12 protein-coding genes are annotated in these 17481 nt (G+C 53.5%); all 12 read right to left on the bottom strand.

Going from position 1 to position 17481, the window contains the following annotated elements:
• Nucleotides 1-295 precede the first annotated feature (295 nt).
• The 12 genes from M2108_RS08790 to leuC all read right to left on the bottom strand — a co-directional run bounded on the left by M2108_RS08790 (nt 296) and on the right by leuC (nt 17363).
• The gene (locus M2108_RS08790; protein ID WP_277468350.1) at nt 296-760 is read right to left on the bottom strand and encodes a GNAT family N-acetyltransferase; all 465 of its coding nucleotides are present in this window, start codon (nt 758-760) and stop codon (nt 296-298) included.
• On the bottom strand, nt 750-1940 hold the full coding sequence (purT, locus tag M2108_RS08785; RefSeq protein WP_277468756.1) for a formate-dependent phosphoribosylglycinamide formyltransferase: 1191 nt from the start codon (nt 1938-1940) through the stop codon (nt 750-752). Before purT ends, M2108_RS08790 begins: the two co-directional genes overlap by 11 nt.
• Before the next feature lie 149 nt (nt 1941-2089).
• Nucleotides 2090-5785 carry a dynamin family protein gene (locus tag M2108_RS08780; RefSeq protein WP_277468351.1) on the bottom strand — a complete coding sequence of 1232 codons (3696 nt, stop codon included), beginning with the start codon at nt 5783-5785 and terminating at the stop codon, nt 2090-2092.
• Between the two features lie 860 nt (nt 5786-6645).
• Complete coding sequence (locus M2108_RS08775) at nt 6646-7041, bottom strand: hypothetical protein (RefSeq protein ID WP_277468352.1); 396 nt, start codon at nt 7039-7041, stop codon at nt 6646-6648.
• Nucleotides 7042-7121: 80 nt separating this feature from the next.
• Nucleotides 7122-7388: a hypothetical protein gene (locus M2108_RS08770; RefSeq protein ID WP_042178089.1), complete on the bottom strand. Its 267-nt coding sequence runs from the start codon at nt 7386-7388 to the stop codon at nt 7122-7124.
• Between the two features lie 2 nt (nt 7389-7390).
• Entirely contained in the window at nt 7391-8101 is a 711-nt protein-coding gene (gene nth / locus M2108_RS08765; protein WP_277468353.1) for an endonuclease III, read from the bottom strand.
• Between the two features lie 188 nt (nt 8102-8289).
• A complete protein-coding gene (locus M2108_RS08760) occupies nt 8290-11040 on the bottom strand; it encodes an S-layer homology domain-containing protein (RefSeq protein ID WP_280767971.1) in 2751 nt (916 codons plus the stop codon).
• A gap of 80 nt (nt 11041-11120) precedes the next feature.
• A complete protein-coding gene (locus M2108_RS08755) occupies nt 11121-11789 on the bottom strand; it encodes a GerMN domain-containing protein (protein ID WP_277468355.1) in 669 nt (222 codons plus the stop codon).
• Between the two features lie 110 nt (nt 11790-11899).
• The gene (locus M2108_RS08750) at nt 11900-13342 is read right to left on the bottom strand and encodes an N-acetylmuramoyl-L-alanine amidase family protein (protein WP_277468356.1); all 1443 of its coding nucleotides are present in this window, start codon (nt 13340-13342) and stop codon (nt 11900-11902) included.
• 162 nt (nt 13343-13504) lie between these two features.
• Nucleotides 13505-15109, bottom strand: a complete 1605-nt coding sequence (locus M2108_RS08745) for an N-acetylmuramoyl-L-alanine amidase family protein (RefSeq protein ID WP_277468357.1) — start codon at nt 15107-15109, stop codon at nt 13505-13507.
• Nucleotides 15110-15299: 190 nt separating this feature from the next.
• Nucleotides 15300-15905 (bottom strand): 3-isopropylmalate dehydratase small subunit, encoded by a 606-nt coding sequence (leuD, locus tag M2108_RS08740; protein WP_277468358.1) that lies wholly within the window; start codon nt 15903-15905, stop codon nt 15300-15302.
• Between the two features lie 33 nt (nt 15906-15938).
• Nucleotides 15939-17363 (bottom strand): 3-isopropylmalate dehydratase large subunit, encoded by a 1425-nt coding sequence (leuC, locus tag M2108_RS08735; RefSeq protein ID WP_277468359.1) that lies wholly within the window; start codon nt 17361-17363, stop codon nt 15939-15941.
• Nucleotides 17364-17481 lie beyond the last annotated feature (118 nt).

Below are 17481 nucleotides of genomic sequence, written 5' to 3'. Positions count from 1 at the left end.
TGGATTAATAATATGGTTCTATGGAATAGCGGAAATGAGTCCAGGGCTGTCCGGATCTCTCTAAGGGTAAAAAAAACCCCCGGCTGTTTCACTGCCCTCTGTTTCTGTTTAAAACAAATAAGTCTGCAAAACTGGCAGGCATTTCACTATAATATTAGTCTGCCAGTTTGGCAAGGGTCAACATGAAGAATTTTTCGCGGGGACACACTCCCGGATAATGCCGGAACGATCAGATAATTGAACAAAAAAAACCATCCCGTTAGCTCCGGGATGGGGATGATTGCACGTATAAGATTTACAGCAGGGCTTTGCTGAAGCGGTAGCCTGCGCTTTTCTCGAATCCGATATGACGGTAAAAAGCGTGCGCAGGTGCGCGCTCCACACGGTTACCGCTTCTCAGGAACAGCTGGCAACAGCCTTTCTGGCGGGCCCATTCTTCAGCTGCAGCGACCAGTCTTTTGCCAAGACCTTGTCCTCTGAGCTCCTCTGATACGATCAGCGCGGTAATTTCCGTAATGCAGTCTGCCTGCTTATAATAGGATTTAACCTGATGAAGATCAATCATTCCCACAACTTCATTATCCAGCTCAGCAACCATTGTGCAATGGAACGGATCATGCTCCATGCCTTCCATTCTCTCTTTCATCACGCTAAGCGTTGTCGGATAGCCGAATTCACGCAAAAGGGCTGTAACTCTCTCCAGATCACTTGCACCCCATTTGCGAATTTGCAGTACCTGCTCCTGAGTACTACTGTTCATCCTCATATACCTCCACTTTTAGCATAGACGCCGCCCTATTAGCTGCCGTCCGCGCGATATTCACATCTTCCGCCGCACTTAAGGCTACTGCCATCCGCCGTCCAGGACGGATTTCAGGTTTGCCGAATACCCTTACCTGTGTGCGCGGCAGTGCCAGCGCCTCACCGATACCGGAGATTGTAAAGGCTTGTCCTTCAGCCTCCGCCTTCAGGGTAGCCGATGCCCCCGGTGTCATTAACGTCACCGAGTCCAGCGGAAATCCAAGAATGGCTCTGACATGCAGAGCAAATTCCGATAAATCCTGTGTAATCATTGTAACCATGCCGGTATCATGCGGTCTTGGAGATACTTCGCTGAATAATACTCCCTGCTCCGTAAGAAACAGCTCAACTCCAAAAATCCCCAGTCCGCCAAGCTGATCGGTAACTGTACGGGCAATGGACTGTGCTTCCGCCAGCTGCTCAGGGCTCATCTGATGCGGCTGCCAGGATTCAACATAATCCCCGTCCTTCTGGATATGGCCGATAGGCGGGCAGAATACAGTGCCGCTTACCGTCCGGACCGTTAGCAGGGTAATTTCACTCTCAAACGTAACGAACCCTTCGACGATGACGCGTGTCCCTTTGGCACGGGCGCCTTCAAGTGCAATATTCCAGCTGCTCTCGGCATCCTCAGGCTGTCTGCAGATGCTCTGCCCTTTGCCGGACGAGCTCATGATCGGCTTAATCACACAAGGTGTGCCAAGCTCCTCAAGCGCTGCACGCAGCTCCTCCAGACTGTCTGCGAACCGGTATGGCGCGGTCGGCAGGCCAAGCTCCTCGGCTGCCAGCCGGCGGATGCCTTCACGGTCCATCGTAAGCCGGGCTGCACGGGCTGTAGGGACGACATTAAAGCCTTCCGCCTCCAGCTCAAGCAAGGCGTGTGTGGCAATGGCTTCAATCTCCGGCACGATAAGATCCGGCTTCTCCTTACGGATCAATGCTTGGAGTGCCTCTGCGTCGAGCATATCAATGACATAAGAACGATGAGCAACGCCCATCGCAGGGGCATCCGGATAACGGTCTACTGCTACGGTCTCTACGCCAAGGCGCTGAGCTTCGATAATGACTTCCTTGCCCAATTCTCCGCTGCCCAGGAGCAGCAGCTTACGGCTTTGGGCTGAAAAAGGAGCTCCCCACATTGTCGATTCCAACCTCTTTCGCAAATTTAACTGCTGATTTTCAAGGTTTCTGTAAACGGACAGCAGTTTCAATGTAAATTTCCAGGCTTCTTTATTTTCTTCCATCAGCGGTTAATTTGCAAGTGTTCTTCGACATTTTCCTACAAACTTCACAGATCATTGTTGAGAAGTTCTCCGAAAGACTGTTCCAGCCGGTGCAGCTGTGCGGCAATTCCACTCCAGTGCTCCGCTGAATCACCCCCTCTCAGCAGCTCTGACATCGCTTCCTCCCGTTCCTGCAAGGCTTCCTGCAGCGTGGATGCAGCACGGCCTAATTCCGAGTTCAGGGCATCAGCATAGAAGTCCAGCAACAGCTTCTGTTCCGCTTCAGCCGCCCTGGTGACAGCCTCTTTGAGCAGCGGCTCTGCTTCCGCACGCAGCTCTGAACGGCCCGGGCCTTCAAAGAAATGGCGCGGTGATTTGAACCGGCTCCAGAAGGCCGGCCAGTCCAGCGGGCTCAGCCGGGCCTCCAGCTTCTCCGGCGCAGCCCAGTGCTCCTGCCCGCTCTCCAGCAGACCCCGGACGGATAAAGCCAGTTCCTCTGCCGCTGCCAGGGTAGCCTGGCCGGCAAGCCGCCTCCCGGCTGCCTCCAGCCGTAAGGTCGTGGCCCACAGCTCCTGCTCCAGCTCCCGCTGCAGTGTACGTTCCAGCTCCCGCCCGCAGGCGGTAAAGATCTCCTTCAAATTACGCGCATCCTCACGCAGCAGGGAAGGATGAAAGGATTCCTGAAAGAACCGTCCCAGCGCGAAGCTGATCCGCTGGCCGACATGATAGATCAGCTCTGCACCTTCGCGCCGCAGATCACTGGCCGGCCGTTCTTCCGCCGCCAGCAGGGCAAGCCGCCTGCCGGCAGCTTCTTTACGGGCCTGGAGCTCCTGCAGCCCTGCTTCCCGTCTGCCTGCCTCGGCAGCTGCCAGCTCCCGCCATTCCTCGGCCTGCTGCCGCACCGAAGCTATGCTGTCCCTGGCGGCGTGCAGCGACAGCTGCGGCAGCTCCCCGCCGGCGAACCGGGCCAGCGCGTCCTCAAAGCTGCTAAAGCGTGACGCTTCATACCGATTGCGGTCGAGTCCTGTTTTGCCTTCCAGAGCCAGCAGGCTGGATAAGGCATAAATCCGCGGCTTGGTCAGGCCGCCTGCGCGCAGGTTGCCGGCTACATGCGCCTTGACCTCCTCCAGCTCTTCCTCACTTCCGGCCAGGTCAGAGGCATTAATGATAAAGAACATTTTATCCAGTGCGAAGCTGTCTTTAATTCTGCCGAGCTGGGCCAGCAGCCCCCGGTCCGCCTTGGAGAAGGCGTGATTGTAATAGGTCACGAAGCAGATGGCATCGGCATTCTTCATATAGCCGAAGGTTACCCCGGTATGGCGGGCATGCAGGGAATCCGCCCCCGGCGTATCGACTAGGACAATGCCGCTTGCGGTAAGCGGGCAGTCATAGTACAAATCCGTCTCCTGTATGAAGCAGGCTTGTGTCTCGTCTGCGACCAGACTGCGGTATTCCTGCAGGTCCACCGTCCGCACCGTACCGAGCAGCGCTTCCGCCTTCTGCCAGCCTGCCGCTGCAGCCCGCAGGAAACCGATATGCGGCAGCGCCGACGGATGCAGGCCGCCGGCCTGCAGGTTAGCTGCGACGGAGATCCAGGTCTCCCGCTGCGGCACCGGCAGCTGCAGCACATGAAACGAATGGACAATATCATCCCAGAATTCCTGCTGCGATTTCATTGTTACGAGGGCATCCCCGTGCCGGTATTCACCCTCCGGCGCAAGAATGCGCCCGACGGCGGCTGTGGCGGGATGCGGAGACACCGGCAGCACGTCTTCGCCCAGCAGGGCGTTGGCGAAGGAGGACTTGCCGGCACTGAACGCTCCGAACAGCGCCAGCGTAAAGCGGCCGGCGGCGATGGTCTGGGCCCGCGCCGCCAGGCTGCGCGCCGCCGAGGCCATCGCCGGCTCGCCGCGCAGCAGCTCCGCCGCAGCGTCCAGCACCGCTGCGGCCTTGCCCAGCCGGCGGCGTCCGCCCGCCGGCGACCCCGCCGCCGGAGAGGCCGGGGCGGCGGAAGGGCCAGCCGCGGCGCTGCGGCGCGGCTGTGCTTCACGCGGCGCCGCCTCCGGCACGGCCGCGTTCGCAGTTGCCCTTACCCCCGGCAAGGCACCGGGGGTAAGGGCGCGGCGCTGCGGCAGCAGCGCCGCAAGGGCTGCCGCGCGGGCGTCCGCCGCGCGGTCAAGCGCCGCGAGTCTAGCTGCGGCGTCCGCCTGGCGCAGCAGGGCGGCTTCGCGGCGCGCGAGAGCGCCCTGCCGCTCAGCAATGAGCGGCGGCAGCTTCGCCAGCAGCTCATCGCCGGCCGCCAGTACTGCGCGGCGGTACTGCGCTTTGATCTCTGCCGCCAGGGCGCGGCAGAAGTTAAGCAGCGCCTCGCCGCTGCCGGCCGTTCCCGGCTTCACCTGCGCCGCAAGCCACTCGCGGCTCACCGCCGGTAAGCTGTCCTTCAGACGGGTCTCAGCCCCGTCCTCCCAGATATCCAGGCCTTCGGCCCATTCACGCACCGCCTGCAGAAGGTGCCAATCCAGCTGGCCGGAGATTTCCCGGCTCTGCAGGCTATGCCAGGAGGCAAGCCGCTTCTCCTGCTCCTTCTCCCGCTTGCCGGCAGTGAACAGGAGCCCGCGCCGGAATCCGGGAGCAAGGCTCTCCACATAAGCACCAGCCGCCTCCCGGACATCCGCGGGCATTAGGTTGAGGTTACCCAGCAGGGTATCCAGCATGCTCCGCAGATGATGCCGCGACTCTTCCTGCAGGCCGGCAAGAGCTTCCTGCTCCCCTGCCAATGCCTTAAGCGCAGCCTGCACTTCCGCTTCATCTGCCCCTTGCGTTTCAGCCTTCAGCTGTTCCCGCTGCTCACTCTGTTCTTCCGCATAAGCGGTTACAATCGTTTCTGCAATATGATGGGCTGACCGGGACAGGCTGTATTGCAGCAGCTCCTCACGCCGGTCCACCAGTGCGGCTATCAGCTTCAGCAGCTCCTCCCACTGGTTCAGCGGATGCTCCTCCACCTTCAAGGAGGTGAACAAAAGTCCGGCCGCTTGAATGCCCCAGGCATCGAAAGCGCTTTCCAATTGCTGCCGGTATTCTGCGATTGTAATTTCCTGCTGGCGGTGTTTGTCGATCTGATTGACAATAAGATACAGCGGTTTACCCCAGTCACTGAGATTTTTGGCGAAGGCCAGATTATTTTCGGACTGCACATGATTATAATCCATTACATAGAAGACGACATCGGCCAAATGCAGCGCCGAACGGGTCGCCGCCTGATGACCGTCATCGGTAGAGTCAACTCCCGGAGTATCCATAAGCACGCCGTGCGCCCCCAGGATCGTAACCTTGTCCCACACCTCAATGGCTGAGTATTCACCGCCGCTGCGGCAGTATTCCTGGAGCTGGTCCGGTGAAGTCTCCCAGGGGATTACCGGAATCTCCTTCTGGACCGGCACGGGATACAGCTTAACACGCGGCTCCCCGCAACGGATCGACACGATATTGGCACTGGTCGGAACCGGACCTGAAGGCAGTACGTTACTGCCGCAGAGCTTGTTGATCATACTGGACTTTCCTGCAGAGAAATGTCCGCAAAAAGCAATCGTCAGCTCATCCTTCTGCTCTTTACTCTGCAAATCCGCAATGACCCTGGCTGTTTCAGCTTCCCCCCACTGATCCATCAGCTCTTTAAATGAGGCTAATGATGAGTCCTTTACCTGATTCTGGTTCTGGTTCTGATTCTGGTTCTGTTCCAGCTTCGTCTGTTCTGCCCGCACAAGTGCCCACCTCCGCCATTTCCTTAAATTTCCCCAGCTATATAACTATGTACTTCAATAAGGATATGTCCATTTATTGTAAATAACCGCTTTCAATTACCCGGAATCATGCATGGTTGACTGAATTGCTGATGGATTGCATCCCGGCTATACTTCAAAACATATTATTTCAAATTTAATCGGTCGCAGATTACCTACATTCTATCACCTGTCTGTCACAAATCAAATCATCACGTTTTACAAAATCAGCTATAATCCCTTACAAAACGAGAGAACAGATTCTTGCGCTTGAAATGGAACGGAGATTGCCAATGACCCGGCATAGGTATATCGCACAGCTTCCATCCAAAGACAACTTTTCATTTGAAAAAAAGTGCTAAGCAAATTAAATAGGTATTTTAAAGGGTTGAATTTGGCACATACCTAAGAGGCGGATTTGAGGAAGTTATGCAGGCTGTCAGCTCAAGGCTGGTTTTTGGAGTATGATGCACGGTTTGAGTTAATTGTCTGTAATAGCAAACCCGCAAGCTATATAGTATCGGTAAGTCGAGAGGTAAGATGCTTCTCCTGTACTTTGTACAATCACTCACCCCACATTTTTATTGGGGGAGTTTATCACTAATGGGTCCATTAAGTTTCCCGTTCAATAGATATAGTTGCCAGTTAAAATAACTGCACTCTGTACAGCTAAAAAACACATTTTTCTTAAAAAAACCATAATAAATGTACTCCGTACACTTATTTGCTCCCAAAAAGCTCAATTCGGACTTTCCGGCCAATTATAGCTGTACAAAATACACTTATGCGGACAAATAACAAAAATCCAATGGTTTTAGATGTACAAACTGCAGTTAAATGACTCATTTAGAGTCAGCTGCCTGCGTTGCGGAAGAATCATCTATCGCCTGAACGGCCTGATTTAACCCCACTAGCCTTCTTTCCAGGAGCGTTCTTTGCGGACTGCCGGCTTTTGACTTGGCGTAACTGTTTTCAACGGACAGTATTAAGCCTTGAAGAACTTTGCGGGCCTCTGCTAAATCTTCAGGGGTGTACGAATGGGGCTTTTGCTCCCAGGCATTTTCAAGCAGCGCTAAGCCCGCACTGACAGCATGGAGCCGTTTCTTTACCAGAGTTGTATTTGCGCCGCTTTCGGTCATTTGGCTTACGGCGTTTTCGAGCTTTCGAACGGTTGATTTCATTGATTTTAAGGATTCGATTTGGTCTGACTTTAACGCAGCTGCAGATTTATCTCCCATATAGAATTAAGGCCTCACTTTCCGGTGTCAGGGTATATAAAAACCGGCCCTTGCGGGCCGGCTCTTGTTGCAAATGAATATTACGCTGTTTCCAGAACCGGAAGCAGAATTTCAAACACCTTGCCGTGCTGGAGAATCGTCAGACCGCGGGACTTGTCCTTCATAACGACAACCTCCGGCTTCTGGGACATCCGCTCCAGATAGTGTTCAGGCACATCGCCGGAATGGCTGATTGTGATGCCTTCCACTTCCTGCTCTTCATTTTCTTCAAGCGGACTTTCTACTACACGGTCGAAAATATCGGAAAAAGTCTCAAAATTATCGGTATACACAGAAATGCACTTCATCTCTATCCCATCCTCTTCTTCATCTCTAACTTCTTTGTTGCTCCCGCCTCAGTCTTAGTTTTCCTGATTGCTGCGGTTTTCATACGTTTTTTACCTTCCCGGCATACGTCGAGCAGCGGACACACAGGGCATGCCGGATTCTGTGCCTTGCAGTGATAGCGTCCGAAAAAAATCAGCCGGTGATGCGTGAGTGTCCATTCCTCACGGGGCACCGCCTTCATTAGCTTCTTCTCCACTTCGAGCACGGAATCCTCCCAGCCGGCAAGCGCCAGCCGCTTGGCTACACGTTCCACATGCGTATCTACCGCGATAGCCGGTACTCCAAATGCATTGGACACCACAACGTTGGCTGTCTTACGTCCTACACCGGGTAAGGTCACCAGCTGATCATGCGCCTGCGGCACTTCCCCACCGTACCGCTCAATCAGAATCGAACACAGATTCTGAATATGCTTGGCTTTGTTGCGGAACAATCCAATGCGCCGGATATCATTCTCCAGCTCCTCCAGGGGAACGGAAACGTAGTCCAGCGGAGTTTGATACTTCTGAAACAAGTCCACGGTCACTTTGTTTACTGTTGCGTCCGTACATTGGGCTGATAACAATACGGCAATCGTAAGCTCGAAGGCATTCTTGTGATTCAGCTCGCAATGCGCATCAGGAAACAAGTCCCCAATTGTATCCAGAATGTGGCGGACTTCTGCGGCTTTCATAGCGTCCCCTCCACGGAGTATTTACACTCGAAGTTTACATGCGAGCGTATCCACTCATAATCTGCAGAAATATAAGGATACATCCGGTGAGAAGCTTACCTCTTCTTATATTTCAAAAAAAACGTCCTGACGCAGTCAGTCTATCCACTGCGTCAAGACGGTGTTTCACACGGAAATCCACCATAACATTATTGTTTCACAATTTCAACCACAACTTCATTATTAAAATACATTATAATATTATCATTTTCTTTGAGAGATTGCACGGATAAAGTCGTGTCACCTTGATGAATATATACATTTGGCGCAAGCGTATAGCGGTATACATCGTTCAGAGTGGTACGTTTGACCTGAAGCTCATTGGTCGCTGCATCCACCCGTGAGAATACCTTGCTGAGCTGGGTCAGTACACGGATGAGAACAACGCCATCCGAATCCTTCCGCACTTCCACCCGGTCCGCCGTTGTCACATTGCCCAGTGAGGTTGTCGTCACACCGTCGCGGACTACCCGTACACCGCTTCCGGCCGTAAAGGTCTGTGAAGCTCCTGTGTAATCCTTGACAGTCAACGTTCCTGCCGCAGCATCGACCGCAGCTACCTGACCGCTGCTTAGCTTCACTGACTGGATCGAGACGGGTGTGCTTCCGTCAAACTTCACGTTGATGAAGCCGCCCACCTTCAGGTCACTGATGCTAATGTTCTGGCCTGCTTCATTAGTCATTGGAACAGTCAGCGTGTACAGTTCGCTTGTACCTCCAGACCATTTTACACCCAGCTTGTTTGCAGTACTGTTCAGCGTAGTAATCTCAAGCTGCGCAGCAGATTGCACACGCAGCACCGAGATCACGTCCTGACCACCGGAAAGCACTGCTGTAACCTGGCTGTTAACGGATACATCAGCAATGGAGGCCGATGGTCTGCCGAAATAATCAACGCTCACCGGATAAGGCAGTGTAAGCGACTGGCCGTTAGCCAGATTCAGTACAAGCGTCCGTGCAGTGGCGTTTAGTGAGGCCAGTGTCCCGGTATACTTCGTGGTACTTTCTACTGACAAGGCGCGGTCACCGACGGCATTCACATCCACCTTGCGGCCTTCCGTCAGTCTGGAGGCAATGCCTGCCAGCGTCGGAGAGGCAACTCCGTCATAAGCAAGCTTGGTGCTGGCATTCAACTGCACCACATGCGCTTTGCTGCTGCTGTCCGTAAAGGTAAGCAGCTGGGTTTTGGCATTATAAGCGACCACCGTTGCACCACTGTATTGTTCGATCTGACGGCTGGTCACTTCAATCATGGTAACCTGATCGCTGCTGTTCAGTGTCAGCTGAACGTTGTCCCCTCCGGTAGCATCGGCAATAAGATCTGCTGCGGCCGGACTGGTTACATTAGGTATCACGATAGCCGGCGATGCCGCGAGCAGCTTAACCTCACGTGTACCGTCAGACTTTTTGTATACAATGGTTGAGCCTGTCAGCTCCATAATGTATCCGGAGACTGTCCGTTCTGCTGCAGAGGTTACTTCTACTGCAGTCAGAATATTATTTTTAACCGTATATTTCACAGCAGAATTGGTCTTAAGATCGGCAGGCTGCAGTACTGCGCTCTGTGAGCTGAACAGTGTGCTGCCATCCTCCCAGCTGAAGGTTTCTACTGTTCCGGTTGCATTCCTGAAGGTGATTTTTTTGCCTGCAGTATCAACGCTTTGAATCGTTCCGGCAGCGGTTTTGTTAACAATGCCTGAAGTCACCTGCAGCTTGACCACTTTCCGGGAACCGCTGTAGGTTTCACGTGTCAGCTTGATTTTGCTCCCTGCAGTCACCGCTGAAGCATTAATCACAGCATCATTTACGTCGACAAAAACGGTGTTCTCATCATAGCTGTATTGATCATATCCCGTTGGGGAATCCACCCAGATCACGCCTGGTGTTACCTTGGCAAACGTACCTTCGGCGCTCTCGATCTGCTGCGCTGGATTAGTAACCTCTACATAGACGGCATTGTAGGTTGCCCCGATAACCGTAACTTTAGTATATGGCTGAACATCATTCAGGCCGATTCTCGCTTCGGAGGCACTTGTAAAATAGGCGGTTGATGCACTCAGATTATAAACAGCATTAGTGCCGTTGCTGTACAGCATCAGCTTGCCGTCCTTCAAAGCGCTAATGGTACCGGAAACCGTGTTGTCATACTGCAGTGAATTATGCGCTTCTGCCCGGCTGAAGAAAGTCGCCAGCTGTGCGCGGGTTACTGCACCCTGAGGATCAAAGCGGTTACCGTCCAGCCCGTTTGCAAGCCCCAGATCTACCGCAGCATTGATATAGCCGCGCTTATTGGCCGAGACCTTGGCATCATCAGCGAACCCCGTAGGTTCGTTTGCAGCCGCAGCCGCTTCCGGACTTTTCCCCAGTGCGCGGATTAGCAGCTCAGCCACCCATTCCCGGGAAGCCTTGCGCTCTCCCCAGGAGGTTTTGAGATTGTCCGCAGCCATTTCTACTGTTTTGTCCAGCAAACCTGACTGGAAGGCAAGCACAACGTAAGGCTTATAATAGTTATTGACCTGAAAATTCGACGGCAGGACAACATCTGTTGTTGTATCTGCGCTGTTGTTCAGCTTCATAAACCGCAGAGCCATCAGGACAGCTTCCTGCTGGGTAACGGAATCTCCAGGACGGAACAGCCCGTTGTTGCCGACCACAATTCCTTGTGAAGCCAGCTTGTAGATATGTTTTTCGGCCCAGAAGCCAGTCTTCACATCGCTGAAAATACTGCCTGCCGCTGCTGCGGCTTGCGTTGTTGTCGCCGAAGTAGTGGTTGGGGCAGCTGCAGTCTCCGCAAACGCCGCACCTGCTCCGCCAAACGCGATGGCGCCGGCCAGAACAGCAGAAGCCGCCTGGGCAGAATAAGCTCTAAGAGTATGTTTTGATCTTTTTTGACCGGACAATGCGTTATTCCCCTCTCTGTATCCCAAATATGATTCCGTTAGTGATTCGCCGGCCTGTGTCTTGTTTCCTGCACCGGAGGTTACAGGCCGCTGTTCTCTCTTGTCAGGGGATGTTCCAGATCGACATGTCCCATCAGGCTTTCCACCTGCTCACCGTCAACCAGAAGCTCGACAGCCTTCACATCCGCGAATTGGAAGAACGTCTTCGCAAGGGCACTGATCGCCATCGCTTCGCCGCCGGCGCCCAGCTGCGCTTCATCCGGCTTATGAATATCCAGAGTGACCTGACCGTCCTTGAACTCAAGCGATTTCAGCTCCATGCCGCCCCATAGCGACACCTGCTCCGCATTGCTGCTGGTCTGCAGCGCCTTGAAGCTTTCGGTATATTTCTCTGTATCATTTGCAAAGCTGATTGTTGCGGCGCCTGTAACCAGATCCATCTGCTGAGGGTCGGTGTAATATACCTCAATGCTCTGGCTCTGCTTCTGCGGCTGGGCCGGTTCAGCTGTTGCAGCCGCAGTCGGGCTTTGTTCCGCCTGAGGAGCAGTAGACGGCGCCACGATTTCTCCGCCGCTGTTGTCAGCCCCGTTATCCGGTGTTTCTCCGGCGTTCCCTCCAGCTCCGCTTACCGCTGCAGTGTTGTTCTGCGCTGCTTCGGCAGCCGGAGCCGCAGTCGGTTTATCCCCGCAGCCGGCAATTAGCATCAGAAGTACAGCAGAAACTGCTGCATACGTTAATTTTTTGTTCATCAACATTACCCCCTATAGATGAATATGGGCAGACAGGAAGGCAAAGCCTGGTCAGACCGCCCTTGCAGAGGCCAGACAAGACTTTGCGGCCCTTATCTGCCGCGTGGCTGCTATTTCAATCCCAGATATTCCTTGATTCCGCTGACTATGCCTGCTGCCACCTTATTCTGCAAACTTTCTGTGAACAGCAGTGCCTCATCGCCTTTGTTGCTGAGATAGCCAACCTCGAGGAGAACCGCAGGCATTTTGGTTTCACGGATAACATGGAAATTGCCGTAACGCACCCCGCGGTTGCTCAGTCCGGTGGCCTGCACAAGATACTTGTGCATTACATTTGCCAGCGACTTGCTGGAATCCCGCTGGTAGTACGTTTCTGTACCGCTTGCGGCAGATGAGCCGCTGCTGTTCGCATGCACGGAAATAAACAGATCCGCGTTAAGGTTATTGGCCATCGCCGCCCGGTCCTTCAGCTCAAGGAAGGTATCATCGCTGCGGGTCAGCACAACATCAATGTTATTTTCTTTTTTGAGCAGCTCCGCTGCTTTTAGTACAATAGCCAGATTAAAATTCTTTTCGTATTTCCCTGTCACGCCTACAGCCCCTGAATCCTTGGCTCCGTGGCCGGCATCCAGCACAACCAGCTTCCGGCCGTTGTTGCCTGGCTGGGTTGACGGATTGTCTGTGCTGACTGCATTCAGATCAATAACAACCAGCCTTGAGGTATCGCCTGAAACCTCAACGGAATAATTCTTGGCACTGGTCGTATCAATTACAAAACGTACCGTGTAAGGACTGGTACTGTACAGGGAGTAGCGGATTGAGGTCACATCCGGATAACCCGTTACGGCAAGACTGCCGCTGAGATCCGGATTCAGCACCTGCCCGGTTCCGAACAGATCAGAGAATGTGGCATTCTCCAGATCAATTACGACCCGGTCCGGTCCGCTTACCTTGGATACCTTAGGTACCGCATTTCCCTCCATGGCAATCGTCAGCCGGTTTTCATTGAAGCTGATACCGTTCACCATTGTCAGGTTCTTTGCCGGCTCTGCCGGAGGTACCACTACGGTCGACCCGCCGTCAGCGGCTCCGCCCCCTGAGCCTGTGTTATTCCCGCCGGTTTCGGGGGTAATAAGAGTTACAATCTTTTGATCGTTGTCCCAGCTGACAGTCAGCCCGAACTGTTCGCTGATAAACCGGATAGGCACCAGTGTAGTCCCGTTCCGGTTCAAAGGCGCATTAGTGAGCACTACGGTTTTGTCATTAACGGAAGCAGCGGTCTGATCTACAACCAGCTTCATTGTAGTGCCTGTCTGCCCGATCGTGACCGTCTTACTGGCCTGATCCCAGTCTACTTTGTAGCCGAGATTCTCGGAGATCATTCTCAGCGGCACCATCACGGATCCGCCCACATTCTCGACCGGAGCGCTCTGACCTGCAGTCAGTTCCTTTCCGTCAAGAAAAATCTTGTTGTTCGCGGCGGCAGCCTGTCCATGCTCCGGCAACACCAGTACAAAGAGCATCAACAACAGTGTAAAAGCAAATTTCTTCATCTTTCACCTCTAAGAATCTAGTATTCCGCCAGATAATGGCGTTCGTGATGACCTGGCTACTGACAACCTTCGACATTGATTAGACGCCTATCCAGCTTAAAAGTTGCGAATTAATTCCAGAAAACATCCGCATCCCCCACATTTCCTCAGCCTTTTCAAAGGTTATAATCCGAGATATTCATAGATTCCGGCCACAATTTCCCGTGCCAGATTATTTTGCAGCGTTTCAGTGAACATTGCCGTTTCATTGCCGGGATTGGTCAGATACCCAACCTCCAGCAGCACTGCCGGCATGCTTGTCTCACGGGTCACGTGGAGACTCTTGCTCCGGACACCGTTATCCTTAAAGCCGGTCCCTGCTACCAGATGCTTATGTAAAATCTGGGCCAGCGGCAGACTCTCACTTCTTGAATAATAGGTTTCACTGCCGTTAACCTTGTCCCGGTTTGGGTAGGTTACATCCAGTGAATTACCATGAAATGAAATGAACAGATTGGCTTTGGCAGCCTCGGCAATATTAACCCTGTCCTGCAGACCAAGGGTCTGATCGGTCGTGCGTGTGTACACAACCTCTACCTTGCCGTCCTGGGCAAGCAGGGCACCGACTTTATTGGCTACCGCAAAATTAACATCCTTCTCGAGCTTGCCGCCCGGGCTCACTGCCCCCGGCTGCTTGCCGCCGTGTCCGGCATCCAGTACGACAACAGGTTTACCAGAGCTCCCCGTGCCGGCTGCAGGAGTGCCTCCGCTGTTTGCTGTGTTAAGATCAATCGTTACAAGTCCTGTACTGCTGTCGGTGCTCAGCTGATAAGGCTGGCTGCCCACGGTCTGGATCACGAACCGGACGGTAGAGGGGCTCGTGCTGAACAGCGCATATCTTACCTCCGTAACCAGCGGATACCCGGTGACATCAAGCTTGCCCTGCGGCGTTCCGTTCGGTGCAACGCTTGGCAGGCTGCCGACAAAATCAGAGGCAAAGGATGCGCCCGCAAAATCAACGATGATCCGGTCAGGACCGCTGAGTCTGGATACAGCAGGCTTGGCGCCTCCTGCCGCAGCTACAATCAGCCGGTTCTCACTGAACACCGCTCCCAGCACCTGAGGTGTGGTAGCCACAGTGCCGGCACTTCCCGGAACAGGAGTAGATGCCGGGCCGTTAACCCCGCCCGCAATGTCATCGTCCTGACCTGTCACCGCTGTTGGAGAGGGTGCAGCCGTTGGCGAGGCGGCAGGCTGAGGCGTTGCCGTAGCAGCAGGCTGCGGAGCTGCAGTAGCTGCCGGGAGCGGGTCAACGGAAGGCGCAGTACCGCTCGTCTGTCCACCGCTCAGATAGACGGTCTTGTCGCTGTTATCCCAACCGACCTTGAGCCCGAACTGCTCGCTTACAAAACGGATCGGCACTAGCACCGTTCCTCCGTTCTGCTTGGGTGCCGCATTTAGTGACAAGGTTACACCGTCAGCTTCAGCAGTCTTACTTCCCACCGCCAGCTGAACAGTCTTTCCGTCCTGCTGCACCGTTACTTTCTTCGTCTTTTGTTCCCACAGCACCTCAAAGCCCAGGTTCTCAACTACTACCCGGATAGGAATCATAACGCTTCCATTTACGTTTTCAAGGCTGATTCCCTGGGGGAGCGCAAGCTCCTGATTGTCCATCACAATCCTGCCTGTACCGCTTCCGGCTGCTGCGGCTTCCCGGGCCGCGAATGACAGCAGAAGCAGCGGCAGCAGCAGCAATAGTAATAACACCCGTTGTCCGGCTTTTCTCATCCTGTACTCTCCCTTTGGCAAATAATAGACACTACTACTAACACACAGATAAGCTATAGACGACAGAAATCCCCAAAAGTTGCCTGTGCAGGCAATTAATATATCGATTATAGCAAAAAAACTTCTATCTCCGGTACACGGAAATAGAAGTTTTGTGTAAAATTTGTAAAGTTAACGGATTATACTGTCCTTATCTGGCGAAAAGCTTGGCAGCATGGCGTTCTTCATAAGCAGCGATTTCGTCGGCGTGCTTAAGGGTCAGTCCGATGTCATCCAGACCCTGCAGCAGGAACTGGCGGCGGTGCTCATCCAGCTCAAAGCTGATGATCAGCCCGTAATCATCGCTCAGCGTTTTATTTTCCAGATCTACATTCAGCTTATACCCCTCATGCTCAGCTGTACGGTTAAAGAGATCATCAACCTGAGCCTCAGACAGCTTGATCGGCAGGATACCGTTCTTGAAGCAGTTATTATAGAAAATGTCGGCGTAGGAAGGTGCAATTACCACTCTGAAGCCGTAGTCCATAATCGCCCATGGAGCGTGCTCCCGGGAGGAGCCGCAGCCGAAGTTGGCCCGGGAGATCAGCACAGATGCTCCCTCGTATCGCGGCTTGTTCATCTCAAAAGCAGGATTGTCATTTCCCGCCTCGTCAAAACGCCATTCATAGAACAGGAACTGTCCGAACCCGGTCCGTTCGATCCGCTTCAGGAACTGCTTAGGGATAATAGCATCTGTATCAACATTTACCCGGTCAACCGGGGCAACGATTCCGTTTAATTGTTTAAAAGCTTCCATAGTGTTATTTCCTCCCGCTCTCTCTCAAAGTTTCTATGCGTTGACGGCTTCCGTCTTGTAATTCCAGTCACGGACATCAGTGAACCGGCCTTTGATGGCAGCGGCAGCCGCCATTGCCGGGGATACCAGATGCGTGCGTCCGCCGCGTCCCTGGCGTCCTTCAAAGTTGCGGTTCGAAGTCGAGGCACAGCGCTGTCCGGGCTGAAGAACGTCAGGGTTCATCGCCAGGCACATACTGCAGCCTGCTTCGCGCCACTCAAAGCCCGCTTCGGTGAATACTTTGTCAAGCCCTTCCTTCTCCGCCTGCATTTTAACGCGTCCGGAGCCTGGAACTACAATCGCAGTAACTTTGTCCGATACCTTGTGGCCTCTGGCTACCTGTGCAGCAGCGCGCAGGTCCTCAATCCGGCCGTTGGTGCAGGAGCCGATAAACACATAGTCGATGCCGATTTCGGACATCGGGGTGCCTGGAGTCAAATCCATATATTCAAGCGCTTTTTCAGCAGCTTTACGTTCATTTTCAGTAGTGAAATCCGCCGGATTAGGCACACTGGAGTTGATGTCTGTACCCATACCCGGGCTTGTTCCCCAGGTTACCTGCGGGATCAATGTTTCCACATCGAACTCAACAACAGTGTCATATTGTGCGCCTTCATCGCTCACCAGTGTTCTCCATGAAGCAACAGCAGCGTCAAAAGCTTCACCTTGCGGTACGTATTCACGGCCGCGCAGATATTCAAAGGTAGTATCGTCCGGAGCAATCAGACCCGCTCTCGCTCCGCCCTCGATCGACATGTTGCAGACCGTCATGCGTTCTTCCATCGACAACTCGCGGATCGCTTCGCCGGTGTACTCAATAACATATCCGGTTGCAAAGTCCGTGCCGTATTTGGCGATAACGCCGAGAATCATATCCTTGGCGGTTACGCCGGGATTGCGCTTGCCGGTAAAGCGGACTTCCATCGTTTTGGCTTTGGACTGCTGCAGACACTGGGTAGCGAGCACATGCTCAACTTCACTTGTACCGATCCCGAAGGCCAGTGCGCCGAAAGCGCCGTGCGTGGAGGTATGGCTGTCGCCGCAGACAATGGTTTTGCCCGGATGGGTCAGGCCGATTTCCGGTCCCATAACGTGTACGACCCCTTGGTCAATGTCATTCAGGTCAAACAGTCTGACTCCGAAATCTCGGCAGTTCTGCGACAGGGTGTCGATCTGCTGTTTGGAAATAGGGTCCGTAATATTGAAACGGTCCTTGGTCGGAACGTTGTGGTCCATTGTTGCAAAAGTAAGCTCCGGACGGCGCACCTTGCGGCCACTCAGACGGAGTCCTTCAAAAGCCTGCGGGGAAGTAACCTCGTGCACCAGATGCAGATCGATATAAATGATGCTCGGCTTGCCTTCCTCAGAATGAATAACGTGATTGTCCCAGATTTTCTCAAACATTGTCTTGTTGCTCATGATTTCACCTCATTAGTAGAATCGTTCATTTGGAAGAGAGTGTGGAGTCTCTCTTGAATGCTCTAAATATAACATCGCCGTGTTTATAATTCCAAGATATGATTTCTATAAAAGTAAT

Source organism: Paenibacillus sp. PastM-3 (genome assembly GCF_029893965.1).
In the GTDB taxonomy this organism is placed as follows: Bacteria; Bacillota; Bacilli; order Paenibacillales; family Paenibacillaceae; genus Paenibacillus_AQ.
The sequence above is the reverse complement of the archived record's forward strand: the minus strand, read 5'-3'. Positions and strand labels throughout refer to the sequence as shown.

Bases quoted from the DNA above. Each gene is read 5' to 3' on its own strand.
- M2108_RS08775 (WP_277468352.1), bottom strand. From the start codon at position 7,041: ATGGGAGATAAATCTGCAGCTGCGTTAAAGTCAGACCAAATCGAATCC.
- leuD (WP_277468358.1), bottom strand. From the start codon at position 15,905: ATGGAAGCTTTTAAACAATTAAACGGAATCGTTGCCCCGGTTGACCGG.
- nth (WP_277468353.1), bottom strand. From the start codon at position 8,101: ATGAAAGCCGCAGAAGTCCGCCACATTCTGGATACAATTGGGGACTTG.
- M2108_RS08745 (WP_277468357.1), bottom strand. From the start codon at position 15,109: ATGAGAAAAGCCGGACAACGGGTGTTATTACTATTGCTGCTGCTGCCG.
- leuC (WP_277468359.1), bottom strand. From the start codon at position 17,363: ATGAGCAACAAGACAATGTTTGAGAAAATCTGGGACAATCACGTTATT.
- M2108_RS08755 (WP_277468355.1), bottom strand. From the start codon at position 11,789: ATGAACAAAAAATTAACGTATGCAGCAGTTTCTGCTGTACTTCTGATG.
- M2108_RS08770 (WP_042178089.1), bottom strand. From the start codon at position 7,388: ATGAAGTGCATTTCTGTGTATACCGATAATTTTGAGACTTTTTCCGAT.
- M2108_RS08750 (WP_277468356.1), bottom strand. From the start codon at position 13,342: ATGAAGAAATTTGCTTTTACACTGTTGTTGATGCTCTTTGTACTGGTG.
- purT (WP_277468756.1), bottom strand. From the start codon at position 1,940: ATGTGGGGAGCTCCTTTTTCAGCCCAAAGCCGTAAGCTGCTGCTCCTG.
- M2108_RS08790 (WP_277468350.1), bottom strand. From the start codon at position 760: ATGAACAGTAGTACTCAGGAGCAGGTACTGCAAATTCGCAAATGGGGT.